Source organism: Vibrio sp. CAU 1672 (assembly GCF_029223195.1).
Classification (GTDB): Bacteria; Pseudomonadota; Gammaproteobacteria; order Enterobacterales; family Vibrionaceae; genus Vibrio.
On record NZ_JARHUF010000003.1, the window covers coordinates 181,396 to 195,071 of the forward strand.

At 49.2% G+C, this 13,676-nt stretch carries 8 protein-coding genes; 5 read left to right on the forward strand and 3 right to left on the reverse strand.

Annotation, left to right across the window (positions count from 1 at the left end):
* Positions 1-76 precede the first annotated feature (76 nt).
* The 3 genes from glgB to P2G85_RS04785 form a co-directional block, all read right to left on the reverse strand.
* The gene (glgB, locus tag P2G85_RS04775; RefSeq protein ID WP_275862979.1) at positions 77-2,281 is read right to left on the reverse strand and encodes a 1,4-alpha-glucan branching protein GlgB; all 2,205 of its coding nucleotides are present in this window, start codon (positions 2,279-2,281) and stop codon (positions 77-79) included.
* Between the two features lie 252 nt (positions 2,282-2,533).
* Complete coding sequence (gene malQ / locus P2G85_RS04780) at positions 2,534-4,714, reverse strand: 4-alpha-glucanotransferase (protein WP_275862980.1); 2,181 nt, start codon at positions 4,712-4,714, stop codon at positions 2,534-2,536.
* Positions 4,715-4,830: 116 nt separating this feature from the next.
* Positions 4,831-7,284 (reverse strand): glycogen/starch/alpha-glucan phosphorylase, encoded by a 2,454-nt coding sequence (locus P2G85_RS04785; protein ID WP_275862981.1) that lies wholly within the window; start codon positions 7,282-7,284, stop codon positions 4,831-4,833.
* A gap of 569 nt (positions 7,285-7,853) precedes the next feature.
* Here P2G85_RS04785 and malT point away from each other — a divergent pair.
* The 5 genes from malT (at position 7,854) to P2G85_RS04810 (ending at position 13,657) form a co-directional block, all read left to right on the forward strand.
* Complete coding sequence (gene malT / locus P2G85_RS04790; protein WP_275862982.1) at positions 7,854-10,562, forward strand: HTH-type transcriptional regulator MalT; 2,709 nt, start codon at positions 7,854-7,856, stop codon at positions 10,560-10,562.
* 531 nt (positions 10,563-11,093) lie between these two features.
* The gene (locus P2G85_RS04795; protein WP_275862983.1) at positions 11,094-12,011 is read left to right on the forward strand and encodes a DUF368 domain-containing protein; all 918 of its coding nucleotides are present in this window, start codon (positions 11,094-11,096) and stop codon (positions 12,009-12,011) included.
* Positions 12,012-12,159: 148 nt separating this feature from the next.
* Positions 12,160-12,585 (forward strand): hypothetical protein, encoded by a 426-nt coding sequence (locus P2G85_RS04800; RefSeq protein WP_275862984.1) that lies wholly within the window; start codon positions 12,160-12,162, stop codon positions 12,583-12,585.
* A gap of 9 nt (positions 12,586-12,594) precedes the next feature.
* On the forward strand, positions 12,595-13,203 hold the full coding sequence (locus P2G85_RS04805; RefSeq protein WP_275862985.1) for an SCO family protein: 609 nt from the start codon (positions 12,595-12,597) through the stop codon (positions 13,201-13,203).
* Entirely contained in the window at positions 13,193-13,657 is a 465-nt protein-coding gene (locus P2G85_RS04810; RefSeq protein WP_275862986.1) for a copper chaperone PCu(A)C, read from the forward strand. Before P2G85_RS04805 ends, P2G85_RS04810 begins: the two co-directional genes overlap by 11 nt.
* Positions 13,658-13,676 lie beyond the last annotated feature (19 nt).

A 13,676-nucleotide genomic window follows, 5' to 3' on the forward strand; every position in this document is an offset into this window, starting at 1 on the left:
AGCTTTCCGAGGTCAATAATCGGTTAAAAAAAACCCGCTTTAACAACTAAAGCGGGCTTGGTCTGTTTTTTAAAGTCTACTTAGTAAGTTTGTAGAATACCGTTGAAAGTGGTGGTAAACGCAGCTCAAGCGATTGCGGCAGCGATTCACTCTCGATTTCTTCAGTCTCCACACTGCTTAGCACTTCAAAATCACTTCCGTGATACTTACTGTCATCGGTGTTTAACAGCAGCTCATAGCGACCTTCATTTGGCACACCTAAGCGGAAATGCTCATGTGGCACCGGCGTAAAGTTGGTGATCACCAGAATACGCTCACCGTCCTGGCTGATCCGCTCATGGGCCAGAATGCTCGCATCCGCCTCATCTTGCAGGCGCCATTCAAACCCGGCAGGCAGACAGTCTTGATCGTGCATTGCCGGCTCATTGCGGTACAGATGGTTCAGGTCACGGATCACTGACTGAACCCCTTGGTGACGGTCATAATCCAGCAGGAACCATTGCAATTGGTCATCATGGTTCCACTCTGCGGTCTGACCAAGCTCTGCACCCATGAAATTGAGCTTCTTACCCGGCTGACCATACATGTAACCGAAGTAAGCACGTAAGTTAGCCGTTTGTTGCCACTCATCGCCCGGCATCTTATCGTGAATAGAGCCCTTACCATAAACCACTTCATCATGAGACAGCGACAACACGTAGTTTTCACTGTGCGCGTAAACCAGCGGGAAGGTCACAGTGTTATGGTGGTATTTGCGGTGAACAGGATCTTCTTTAATGTAAGAAAGGCTGTCGTGCATCCAACCCATGTTCCACTTAAAGCCAAAGCCTAAACCGCCCATAAAGGTCGGCGCGGATACGCCCGGGAATGCGGTTGATTCTTCGGCGATGGTCATCGCGTTCGGGAAGTGTTTATATACTTCCTCATTCATCCATTTCAGGGTCGCAATGGCATCGTAGTTTTCGTTACCGCCGTCCGCATTCGGAATCCACTGGTCATGGCTGCGTGAGTAATCGAGATACAACATTGACGCCACGGCATCAACACGAATACCGTCAATGTGGAACTGTTCAAACCAGTACAGCGCATTAGACACCAGGAAGCGGCGTACATGCTCACGGCCTAGGTCGTAGATGTATGAGTTCCAGTCCTGGTGCCAGCCACGGCGCGGATCCGGATCATGGAACAGCGGTGTACCATCAAAATTGGCCAGGCCGTGATCATCCGACGGGAAGTGAGCAGGCACCCAGTCAAGCACCACGCCCAGACCCGCCTGGTGACAGGCGTCAACGAAGAACTTGAAATCGTCCGGAGAGCCATAACGGCTGGTTGGGGCAAACATGCCCACCGGTTGATACCCCCACGAACCGTAAAACGGATGTTCTGAAACTGGCATCAGTTCTACATGGGTGTAGCCCAGATCAACCAGATAAGGGATCAATTCTTTCGCCAGCTCACGATAATTGAGAAACTCACCATCGCTGTTGCGTTTCCATGAACCGGCGTGCAACTCGTAAAAAGACAGCGCTTCATCACGTTTCTGAGTTACCGGACGATTTTGCCACTTAGCGTCTTGCCATTGGTAACGGTTGTGATCGTAAGTAACCGAAGCAAAGGATGGGTACTGCTCGGAGTAGAAACCCCATGGATCTTGTTTATGCGGCAGTCCTTCCCCGTGCGGCCCTTTAAGTTCAAATTTGTACTGAACACCCTCTTGCAAACCCGGTACAAACAGACCCCAGATACCGTAGTCCAGACGCTGCATCGGATGGCGACGGCCATCCCATTGGTTGAAGCTGCCTACCAGGCTGATCGCCGAGGCATGCGGTGCATAAACCAGGAATCGGACCCCAGAAATGTTTTTGCCACCACGCTCGAGGGTCACAAAGTGTGCCCCCATATAATGGTACATGTCTTTCGGCGTATGCAGGTGCTCATACTCCTGATAAATGTTGTGGTACTGGTAAGGGTCATCAACCAGTTGCTCCACGCCATCCCAGTCCACTGCTAACTGATAGTGGGTAAGATGTAAATCTCGCTCCTGTTTCAAGATAAAACCGCTGCTACCTTCGAGCTCCAGTGCCACACGCGGCTCACCTTCGATGACCAACTCCACTTTGTCTGCGCCCGGCATCCAGACTCGCAGCGATCCTTCGCCGTCATCGATAAATGGCCCAAGCGATGCAAACGGATCTGAATAGGCAGCTTTAGCTAATAATTTATATGCTTGCTGGTGTTTTTTCTTTACCTTGGTTTTCAATTCTTTCTCCCTAGAACCCATATAAACTTTAAGCGTGTCCAATACAGGTTTTCTCCACAGCCAAACGTTGTGAATTCACACAAATATAACACACGGCACCATTCACCAACCTGATGAACCGCCGCCAGAAACAAAAAATGCCCGCTATTGCTGCGGGCATAATAACGACAACTTATCCTAACGAATTATGCGTTGAGAATGAGTGACCTAGGCGGTACTTTCGTATCTAAATATCAAAGAATTATTAAGATATGTCCTAGCTCACTTCTCGTGTTACTTGCTCGCTTGAGCGCGAACTTCCGTCAGTCGTTTCGCGATTCGGTTAACATCTTCACGGCTGAAGATCTCATCCAAATTCATCGATAGTTTACGGCGCCAGTTAGGGTATTCATCCACGGTACCCGGGATGTTAACTGGTTGATCCATCTGCAGCCAGTCTTCCAGCTGAACGCTGAGCAGTGCTGAAGAACCTGCGGCCACATGCAACTGCAGAGCTTCGCTCAAGTGTGCGTCCATCGGTACGTACTGCGCGTCATGGCCAATGCCTTCTGGCAGGTAACCGTGCCAACGCACACTGTCCAGAATGCCTTGTTTGCATTTCAAACGGTCAGCAAACAGGCCTTGCAGCTGCTGCTCATCCGGGTACAGACCGATTTCGCGACCCATTTTGAGATCATCACAGTGCCAGAAGCCACGTAATGTCGGCATATCATGGGTACACAACGCCGCCATAGACTGATCAGCATAATGTTTCGGTGAAATGAAACCACCATCTTCTTTTGAGGTTTCGAAGAAGAACACTTTGTACGAATGCACACCAGCGTCACGCAGGAGACCCACGATTTCATCCGGTACCGTACCCAAATCTTCACCGATCACTGAACACTGGTAACGGTGTGATTCAAGTGCCAGGATTGCCAGCATGTCTTCTACCGGGTAGTACAGGTAAGCGCCTTCTGTTGCCTTCTCACCTTTTGGAATCCACCATAAACGCAGCAGACCCAATACGTGGTCAATACGCAACGCACCACAATGTTTCATGTTTGCACGCAGTAACTTGATGTACGCGTCGTAACCTGTTGCTTGCAGTGCCTGTGGGTTAAGCGGTGGTAAACCCCAGTTTTGACCCAGTGGACCAAGCACATCCGGTGGCGCGCCGATACTAGCATCCAGCACTAAGTTGCCTTCATCTGCCCATGTTTCACTACCGGCATCTGCCACACCAACAGCTAGGTCACGGTATAAACCAACCGACATGCCTTTTTCTTCAGCCAGTGCCTGTGCTTCTTTGATCTGATCGTCTGCCAGCCACTGCAGGTACATGTAGAGATGAACACGGTCTTGGTTATCTTTAATGTATTTCTGAGTTGCTGCAGCATCGAATGTACGGTATTTCTCTGGGAATGCCGGCCAACCCCAAACGCTTGCATCTTCAGCATGCAGTTCTGCGTGCAGCGCATCGAACGTCGCCTGATGCAGCAAGCTGTCACCGCCCTGCTCAACAAAATCCAGGAACGCGCGAGCGCGGTCAGTATTTTTGTCCAGATGACGCGCTTTGAACTCGCTAAATAGTAGCGGCAACACGCTCATTTTTAGCTCAGATACAACGGTGTAATTCACCCAATGCGATTCACGTGCTTTTTGCAGGCGTTGTTGGAATTCTGCACTGCCGACTTTTTGCTGCGCTTCAGCGCTCAATGCAAACTCCGGTACCGAACTCACGTCGATATACATGATATTCAGCCAACGGCGCGAAGACGGGCTGTACGGGCTAGCCGCTTCCGGGTTCGCCGGGAACAGAGAGTGAATCGGGTTCAGACCGATAAAATCACCACCGCGTGAAGCAACATCGCTGACCAGTTGTTTCAGGTCGCCAAAGTCACCGATACCCCAGTTGTGCTGGGTACGCAGGGTGTAAAGCTGGATACTCGGACCCCACAGCTTTTTGTGCTGATTAAGATCGTCTTGTTTAAAACATGCTTTTGGTGTGATGATCAGCGACATCTCGTATGGTGTTTTACGACGCTTACGGCTGACGATCAGCTTGTGATAACCCCATGCCAAATTCTTTGGCAATGCAAACACTAGAGGGCCACCCTCTGCACGCTCATCACGAACAATTTGAGATTGAAGATAGCCTTCAAGTACCTCTCCTTGCTCTGTTTCTAAACGCCAGCTAAATTCACTCTCACGAGCACTCGTACCTAGGTTTAGTTCCACTTCGACCGGTTCGCCGTCGCGTAAAACAAGAACAGGGGCTAGTACGTCTTTCTTATGTTTTTTCTCAGCAGAAGCTAATAAGTTCTTATCGCTGCTAGTGTCATAGCCTAGTGATTTGAGTAGACGGCGCAGCGTTTCATCTGAAACTTTGGCTTCATCTCCCCACGCGCTGACGTAGCTGTCTGCTAATCTCGCCATGTCTGCGACTTTCTTTAATGCTGTTTGTTCTTTCATCGCTTTCTCCGAAGGTAATACCGACACCTTCCATGTAGGGTTTTATTGTTATCTATAACTTAAGTTTGAAATGACCAAAGGTAGCCCTCGGCTACCTTGGTCTTTAGTCTGTGCTATTAACGGTGAACCGCTTCTAGTTTCCAGATGTTATCCACATAGTCGCGAATTGAGCGGTCTGATGTGAACTTACCAACCAGGGCAGTGTTAAGAATGGCTTTCTTAGCCCAGACCGCCTGGTCTTTGTACTGTTTGCCCATGTCTTCGTGCGCTTTCACGTAAGAGGCGAAGTCAGCAAGACATAGGTAAGGGTCACCACCGTCTAACAGGCTGTCGTACGTTGCACGTAGCAGGCCTGGTTGACCTGGAGTGAACTCTTCACCCAGTAGTAAGTCCATAGACGCTTTCAGCAGGTGATCCGCGTTGTAGTAATCGAACGGGTTGTAACCTTGAGCTTTCAGCGCTTTCACACCTTCAACATCCAGACCGAAGATGTGAATGTTCTCATCACCCACTTCTTCACGGATTTCAACGTTCGCACCATCCATCGTACCGATAGTTAGGGCACCGTTAAGAGCCATCTTCATGTTACCGGTACCAGATGCTTCTTTACCCGCTAGCGAGATTTGCTGAGAAACGTCAGCTGCTGGAATCAGCATTTCAGCCATGCTTACACGGTAATCAGGGATGAATACCACTTTAAGCTTGTCGCCAATGCGTGGGTCATTGTTGATCTTCTCTGCAACCTTATTGATCGCGAAGATGATCTCTTTCGCTAGGTGGTAACCTGGCGCCGCTTTAGAACCGAAGAAACATACGCGTGGCGTGCACTCGAAGTTTGGCTCGTTAATGATGCGGTGGTATAGAGACAAGATGTGTAGCAAATCAAGCTGCTGACGCTTGTACTCGTGCAGGCGCTTGATCATCACGTCAAAGATAGCATTAGTATTTAGCTCAATACCCATGTTCTCTTTCACCCACTTAGCCAGGCGCTCTTTGTTCTCTTTCTTCACTGCCATGAATTCTTTCTGGAATTTCGCGTCAGTGGCAAACTTAGCAATACCTTCTAGCTGTTCCAGTTTCGCTGGCCATTCTGAACCGATCTTATCGGTGATCAGTTTAGACAGGCCTGGGTTACAGAACTTCAACCAGCGACGTGGCGTAATACCGTTCGTTACGTTGTGTAGACGAGTTGGGTACATTTCGTGGAACTCTGGGAACAGGTCTTTCTTAACCAGTTCAGAGTGAAGTGCCGCTACGCCGTTTACTGCGTAAGAACCGATTACACATAGGTTAGCCATGCGAACCATGCGGTTGAAACCTTCTTCGATGATAGAAAGCTTCTGTTGCTTAGCTACATCACCAGGCCACATTGCACGAACTTCTTGCAGGAAGCGGTGGTTGATCTCGTAAATGATCTCCATGTGACGTGGCAGCAGGTGCTGGATTAGCGACTCTGGCCATGTCTCTAGTGCTTCAGGCAGTAGGGTGTGGTTAGTGTAAGCAAAAGTATGCGAGCTGATTTCCCACGCTTCATCCCAAGTCAGGCCTTTCTCATCCACAAGGATGCGCATCAGTTCTGGGATAGCGATAGTCGGGTGGGTATCGTTAAGCTGGATAGTCTCTTGCTTAGGCAGTTCCGCTAGTGTGTAGCCAGCTGCTTCATGACGACGTAGGATGTCGCGTACTGATGCTGCAGAGTGGAAGTACTGTTGCATTAGACGTAGTGTTTTACCTTTCTCGTGGTTGTCGTTCGGGTAAAGCACTTTAGTGATGTTACCTGCGTCGATCAGCGCATGCTGAGCTTCGAAGTAATCACCGTTGTTAAAGCTGGCTAGTGAGAATGGCGCGATTGCCTGACATTCCCAAAGACGCAGCGGGTAAACTGTGTCAGATTCGTAACCTACGATAGGTAGATCCCAAGGCATTGCTTTAACACTCATGCCAGGAACCCATTTACGAACTTCTTTACCGTTCTCGTTTACTACTTCAACGCTACCGTAGAAGCCAATTTCTTGTGCAAGCTCTGGACGAGCGACTTCCCAAGGGTAACCTTCAACACCACGCCATGCGTCTGGTGCTTCTTGTTGACGGCCGTCTTTGAACGACTGCTTAAATAGACCGTATTCATAGTGCAGGCCGTAACCTACTGTTGGGAACTCTTGTGCTGCACATGAGTCCATGAAACAAGCCGCCAGACGGCCCAGACCACCGTTACCCAGAGAAGGGTCACGCTCTTCTTCTAGCAGGTCAGTCAGGTTGTAGCCTAGTTCCGCCATTGCTTCAGTCACTTGCTCGTACAAACCCATGCTGATTAGGTTGTTACCTGTCAGGCGACCGATTAGGAATTCTAGTGATAGGTAGTTAAGACTTTTTGCTTTTTGAATGCGCTTATCGCTTTCTGTAGCAAGCAGATCAAATGTTGTGAATTCAGCCAGAGCGCGACCCATTGCTAGGTACCATGCGCGGCTGTCTGCGTTTTCAATTGTGTGTGCGTAAGTTACAGATAGATGCTTCTTAACACTGTCCTGGAACGACTTCTTGTCAAATTGTTTTTGCTGAGTAGGTTTCATTACGAAATTCTCACGTTTCTACTAATTTATCTGCCGTACATCCTGCATTCCCCTCGATGAAGAAACATCCTCCTAAATCTCCTCCTTTTTGGGAGGAGGGGACAGGGCGTAGAGGGAGGACAGCACGTAAGTTAGTGATCAAACTCTCAACACTGCTGCGGATAGGCTAATTCTTAGTGATTCGGATCACATCAGATTTCCATTCAGCCGAAATACGCACGGAATGACTTTTTATGCCGTGCTTTTCCTTGTTACAAAAACTGTTAGCTGGATCACAGCAATAGTGATTACTGTAGGACATGTTTTCCGTCTCTATGTGCAACCAAGCTAGCAAGCAGCTCAAAAAATCAACTTTTAGGTGATAAGGTTCACAATTTTAAGGCGTAGATGCTGCCAAATGCGTCAACTCTTGAGAATTAGGAAGTGGATCAAAGTAACTGACAATTTGAATAGCGTACCATCCAGACTAAATCTCAACATCGTCTATTTTTTAGACAAGAGCAGAGCACCATAATGCTCTCGATATTTCGACATTTTCGCTAGCCGTAATACAAGGACTGAAATCTATAATGTGGATTCCATCAAAACTAACTCGCCCGGGCCGTTTACATAACGCCATCGTTCGCCCCCGAGTGTTGGACTTATTGCAACAAGCGCCATACTACAAACTGGTACTGTTCCGGTCCCCTGCCGGATACGGAAAAACCACTATGGCCGCGCAATGGCTAGCCGATAAACCCAATGTTGGCTGGTATAGCATTGATGATAGCGACAATGACGGCTTTCGTTTCGTCAACTACCTGCTGCAGGCAATGAATAAAGCGACGCACTTCAGCTGCTCCAATGCGCAAAAACTGGCCGAGAAACGCCAGTTCTCGTCGCTTCGCTCCCTGTTCAGCGAAGTATTTGCCGAAATGGCCGACTTTCAGCAGGAATGCTACGTCGTTTTAGATGACTACCACCTGATTACTAACGATGAAGTTCATGAATCGATGCGCTTTTTCTTAAAGCATATGCCCGATAACCTCACCGTAGTCGTAACCAGCCGGGCCACACCGCCACTCGGCACTGCTAACCTGCGCGTGCGCGATCTGATGATCGAAATCGGTAATGAACTGCTGGCCTTCGATACCGAAGAAACCACCCGTTTCTTTAACCAACGTATTGCCGATGGAATTGACGAGGACACCGCAAACAATTTACGCACTTATGTAGAGGGCTGGCCATCCGCACTGCAACTAATTGCACTACAAGCCCAACACCAAAATCGCACGCTGGCGCAAACCGCAGAGTCTGTCTCGCAGTTTAACCACGCTCACCTGTGGGATTACCTTGTTGAAGAAGTGTTTGATCTGCTTGATGATGAAACACGCCACTTCCTGATGCAGGTATCGGTTCTGGATCACTTTAATGACGAACTGGTCTTTGCCCTGACCCAACGCGAAGATGCATTGGGCTTAATTGAATCCCTGAACCGCTATGGTCTGTTTATTTACCCGCTGGAAGGCGGACACAACTGGTTCCGCTTCCATAACCTGTTCGGCGAATTCCTCTCGCATGAGCGCCAGGCGCGTATCCCGCAACAGGAGAAAGAGCTGCATCGTCAGGCCGCCATTGCGTGGCTGAAACACAAATCACCACACCAGGCAATCCATCACGCGCAAAAATCCGAGGACACCACCCTGGTGGTCGAAATCCTCAATGAGTTTGGCTGGAAAATGTTTAACAAAGGCGAACTCAGCACACTGGAAAGCGCCATCAATCAGTTACAACCTGATTTGCTCTACAGCCACCCTAAATTAACCATGCTGCGCGCATGGCTGGCCCAGAGTCAACACCGCTATAACCAGGTCGGCAAGTTGCTGACAGAAGCCGAGGAAGAGCATAAAAAGCGCAACGTTGAACTCGACATCCATTATCAAGGGCAAGCCAACGCACTCCTGGCCCAGGTCGCGATGAACAGTAACCAGCCAGAAAAAGCACTGGAACTGGCTGAACTGGCACTGAGCCAACTTGATCACACCGTCTATCGCAGCCGTATCGTCGCTACGTCGGTTGTCGGCGAAGTCAACCATGTGCTAGGTAAACTGGACCGTGCGCTGCCGATGATGCAGCAGACCGAAAAATTAGCCCGCCAATATCAGGTATATCATCAGGCGTTATGGGCGATTCTGCAACAGAGCGAAATCTTGATCGCCCAGGGTTATGTTCAAGCAGCATTTGAGCTGCAGGACTCTGGTTTCCGCCTGATTGAAGATCAGCAATTGCAGCACGTCCCGCTACACGAGTTCCTGCTGCGTATTCGCGCTCAGGTTCTGTGGTGCTGGAACCGTCTCGATGAAGCTGAAGAGTGTGCTTTCAAAGGATTACAGATTCTCGAAAACCACTCACCAAGTAAGCACTTACACAGCTATTCGATGCTGGCACGCATCGCGATCGGCCGCGGAGAACTGGACAAAGCGGGTAAGTACATTGAGCACATCCAACACTTACTCAAACAGTCGACCTACCATGTTGACTGGACAGCCAACGCGTCTTTATCTCTGATATTGTTCTGGCAGGCCCGTGGCAACATGGAAGCCACCCAGGAATGGCTGAATACCACGGTACGTCCGGACAACGCCTGCAACCACTTTTTGCAGTTGCAATGGCGTAATATCGCGCGCGCGCACATTAACTTAGGCCAGTACGAAGAGGCTAGACAAGCACTAAACTTCCTGCAACAAGAAGCGTACCGCGCGAATTTGGTCACCGATACCAACCGCAACCTGGTCGTTGAAGCAGTGTTCGCCGCCAAACAGAAAGAAGAAGACAAAGCCAAAGCCTTGCTTAAAGAGGCGCTGGTGATGACCAATCAAACCGGTATGGTGGGTAATTTCCTGATTGATGGCGCTACGATTGGCAGTCTGTTGGAAAAACTGAGCTTGCGTCACGAACTCGGGGATTTAGAGCGTCACCGCGCACAACAGCTGATGAAAGATATTTCCTCGAATCAACGCAGCCGCTCTGTCCACTTCGATGAAGACTTCATCGAAAAACTGGTCAATCACCCTAATGTTCCAGAGTTAGTCCGCACCAGCCCGTTAACTCAACGAGAGTGGCAAGTTCTGGGACTGATCTATTCCGGATTCAGTAACGAACAAATCGCCCAAGAGCTGGATGTTGCAGGCACGACAATCAAAACCCACATCCGTAACTTGTACCAAAAACTTAATATCGCCAACCGCAAAGAAGCCATTACCACGGCAGAAAACCTGCTGCAGTTAATGGGTTACTGATTTTGCGGTTCCAGTAAAAAAGGGTTGGCATTTTATGCCAACCCTTTTTTTTAAATCACGCAAACATGTTCTGCGGCCAGGCATTTTCTTGCTCTCTGTGCGCATTGCAAATATTTTGTCTTTTTGTATTCAATATATTGCACACAAAAAAATAGCCAACCGCAATAATCGCGATTGGCTTATGTATGATGTGAACAATGAACATTCACTAACAACGTCAGTTGGCTAGGTGACCCTCGGCTTAAGAAGGGTCGGGAATTATTATGCATTAATCATGCCAATTTGCAAAGCGTTTTTTTTGGGCACAAGATCTCATATCCACGCCATTTATCCCTGTTGCATTTGCAAAATGCAAAGCCAAAATGCAAATTGCAGTTGCATTGTGCCATAGACAACCAGCTGATGATAAAAGCCTCACCTAATCAGCAGATCAATGCAATAGCTGCCAGCTCGGCTTACTCACTCTTTCATACTTTTTTTACCTCATTCTCTGTATACTCTCTGCCATCTCATTGATTCTGTGTTTTTAAAATGAACTACTTTATTACCTTCTTTAAAGGAATGGCGATGGGCGCTGCCGACGTTGTTCCCGGTGTTTCAGGTGGCACAATCGCATTCATTACCGGCATTTACGATACGCTGTTGGAGAGTATCCGACGTATCAATCCGTCGCTTTATTCACTGTGGAAGCGAGAGGGCATAAAAGCGGTATTTGAGCGGGTCAACGGCTTGTTCCTGCTGTCTCTGTTTGCCGGTGTTTTCACCAGCATCGCCACCCTGGCCAAGCTGATCACCTGGCTGTTAGAAACGCACCCGATCCCGATTTGGTCATTTTTCTTTGGTTTGATTCTGGTGTCGGTTTACCACATTCTGCGTCAGGTTGAACAACGAGACGTAAAGCGTTTTATTACTCTCCTTGTCGGGGTGGGGTTTGCCTACTCGATCACCATTCTGCACCCCTTGCATTTAGAGCCCAGCGCATTCAATACCCTGCTTGCCGGCTCTATTGCCATCTGCGCGATGATCCTGCCCGGGATTTCCGGCAGTTTCATTCTATTGCTGATCGGCATGTATGCACCGGTGCTGGCCGCGGTGAAAGGATTTCAGGTTGATATGCTGGCGCTGTTCCTGTCCGGGTGCGTCATCGGTCTGCTGTCATTTTCCCACCTGCTTTCCTGGTTATTACGTAAATTCCGCGACTTTACCCTGATGTTCCTCACCGGATTGATGCTGGGTACGTTACCCAAAATCTGGCCATGGAAAGAAACCCTTACCTGGCGTACCAACTCCAAAGGCGATCTGGTGCCGCTGCTGCAGCAAAACTTATCCCCGTTCGAGTTTGAGCATGTGACCTCACAGCCGTCACAGCTGCTGCTGGCCATTGTGATGATGCTGGCCGCGGTAACACTGGTTCTAGGGCTGGAGCGATTTGCAGAATCCGGCAACTAAGTCCTTCTCTTCTGATAAAAAAGCGAAGCTTCCTGCTTCGCTTTTTTGTTTCCGCTCCAACGCACATTTTGTTTACCTATTGATAAGGTTCTATCAACAGATATGCTACGATGTTGACATTATTGGTTAGGTTAGATGTTGACTATTAATGAAAGTATTACCCATCACCGCACTGGGCATCGCCCTGCTTGCCGGTTTCTATACGCCCGATATTATTCAACGAGTGTCGAGTACAAGCGAGGCAGAATCGCTCGATGACTACTGTATGCTCTCTACCGCCACCTGTTCGCAGCACGGCATTGCGATGACGCTCAGTGTCGATACGGCGCAGCCGTTAGTCCCGGCCCGGCTCGAGGTGCAGTGGAGTAGCCCCGGCGCTGAGCACCTGGTTCTGAGCCTGCAAGGGCTGGAAATGGACATGGGTGAACCCAGATTCATTTTAAATCACATCGACAATCACACCTACGCCGGGGATGTAGTGCTTCCGGTGTGCACCCAAAATACCATGACCTGGATCGGTGAACTGTCCGATGGCCAGTTGTCGGTTTACCCTGCCATCAAAATGCACAGATAAGGATTACCCATGCGCCGTAACTGGATCCTCGCTTTCGTCGCCGCCTTCGCCCTTGGACTAGGCGTAAAAACCTACCTCGCCCAGCAGTCCGACGTGGCACCACCGATACCACAATCTGAATCCACGGTTTTGTTTGGCGAAAACAACCTGGCCGTGAACATCTTTGACCCTAGTGATGCACGCATCCGTGTGGTGTATTTTGGCTTTACCCGCTGCCCGGATGTCTGCCCGACCTCACTGGCGATGCTCGCCGGGGCACTGAACCAAATCAGTGATGAAACCAAAACACAATTGCGGCCAATGTTTATTTCGCTCGACCCGGAACGTGATGAGGCCGAAGCATCTGCCGAATATGCCCACTACTTTCACCCTATGATTGAAGGGTTATCAGCACCACTGGAAATCACCACACCACTTGCCCATCGGTATGGGGTGATTTTCCGCAAAACGGAACTCAAGGACTCCGAGTTGAAATACACCCTTGATCACAGCTCATATTTCTATTTCTTAAAACCAGATGGCACCTTAATTACCAAAGTGCCGCATACCCTGACCCCGGCACCCATTATCGATGCCATTGAGAAAGTCACCGCCCAAGGAGAATTAAATGAAGGTTAATCCCCCCCTCAGCGCGCTGCTATTAAGTGCCCTGGCCATCAGCCCGTTCGCTTACGCCGATAACGACATCAAATCGCACCATGCGTATGCACGGGCAATGGCCCCGAGTGCCACCACCAGCGCAGTTTTTGTCACCTTTGCCAATCAAGGTGACCATAACCTGGCTATTGTGTCAGCCAGCACACCGGCCGCAGGTAACGTCGAATTGCACGATGTCATCAAAGAAGGTGACGTAATGAAAATGCGCCAGATTGACCAGATCACCCTGGCAGCCAACGACAAAACCGAACTCAAACCCGGCAGCTTGCACATCATGTTATTTGATTTAAAACAGCGCCTTAATGAAGGCGATCAGATCGAAGTGACAGTGCAGTTTGACAACGGCCAGCAGTATACTTTTACCGCTCCGGTGAAAAAAGTGATGTCAGGAATGAAGAAACACGCCCAACATTGAAGTCACTAATTCAATAAAC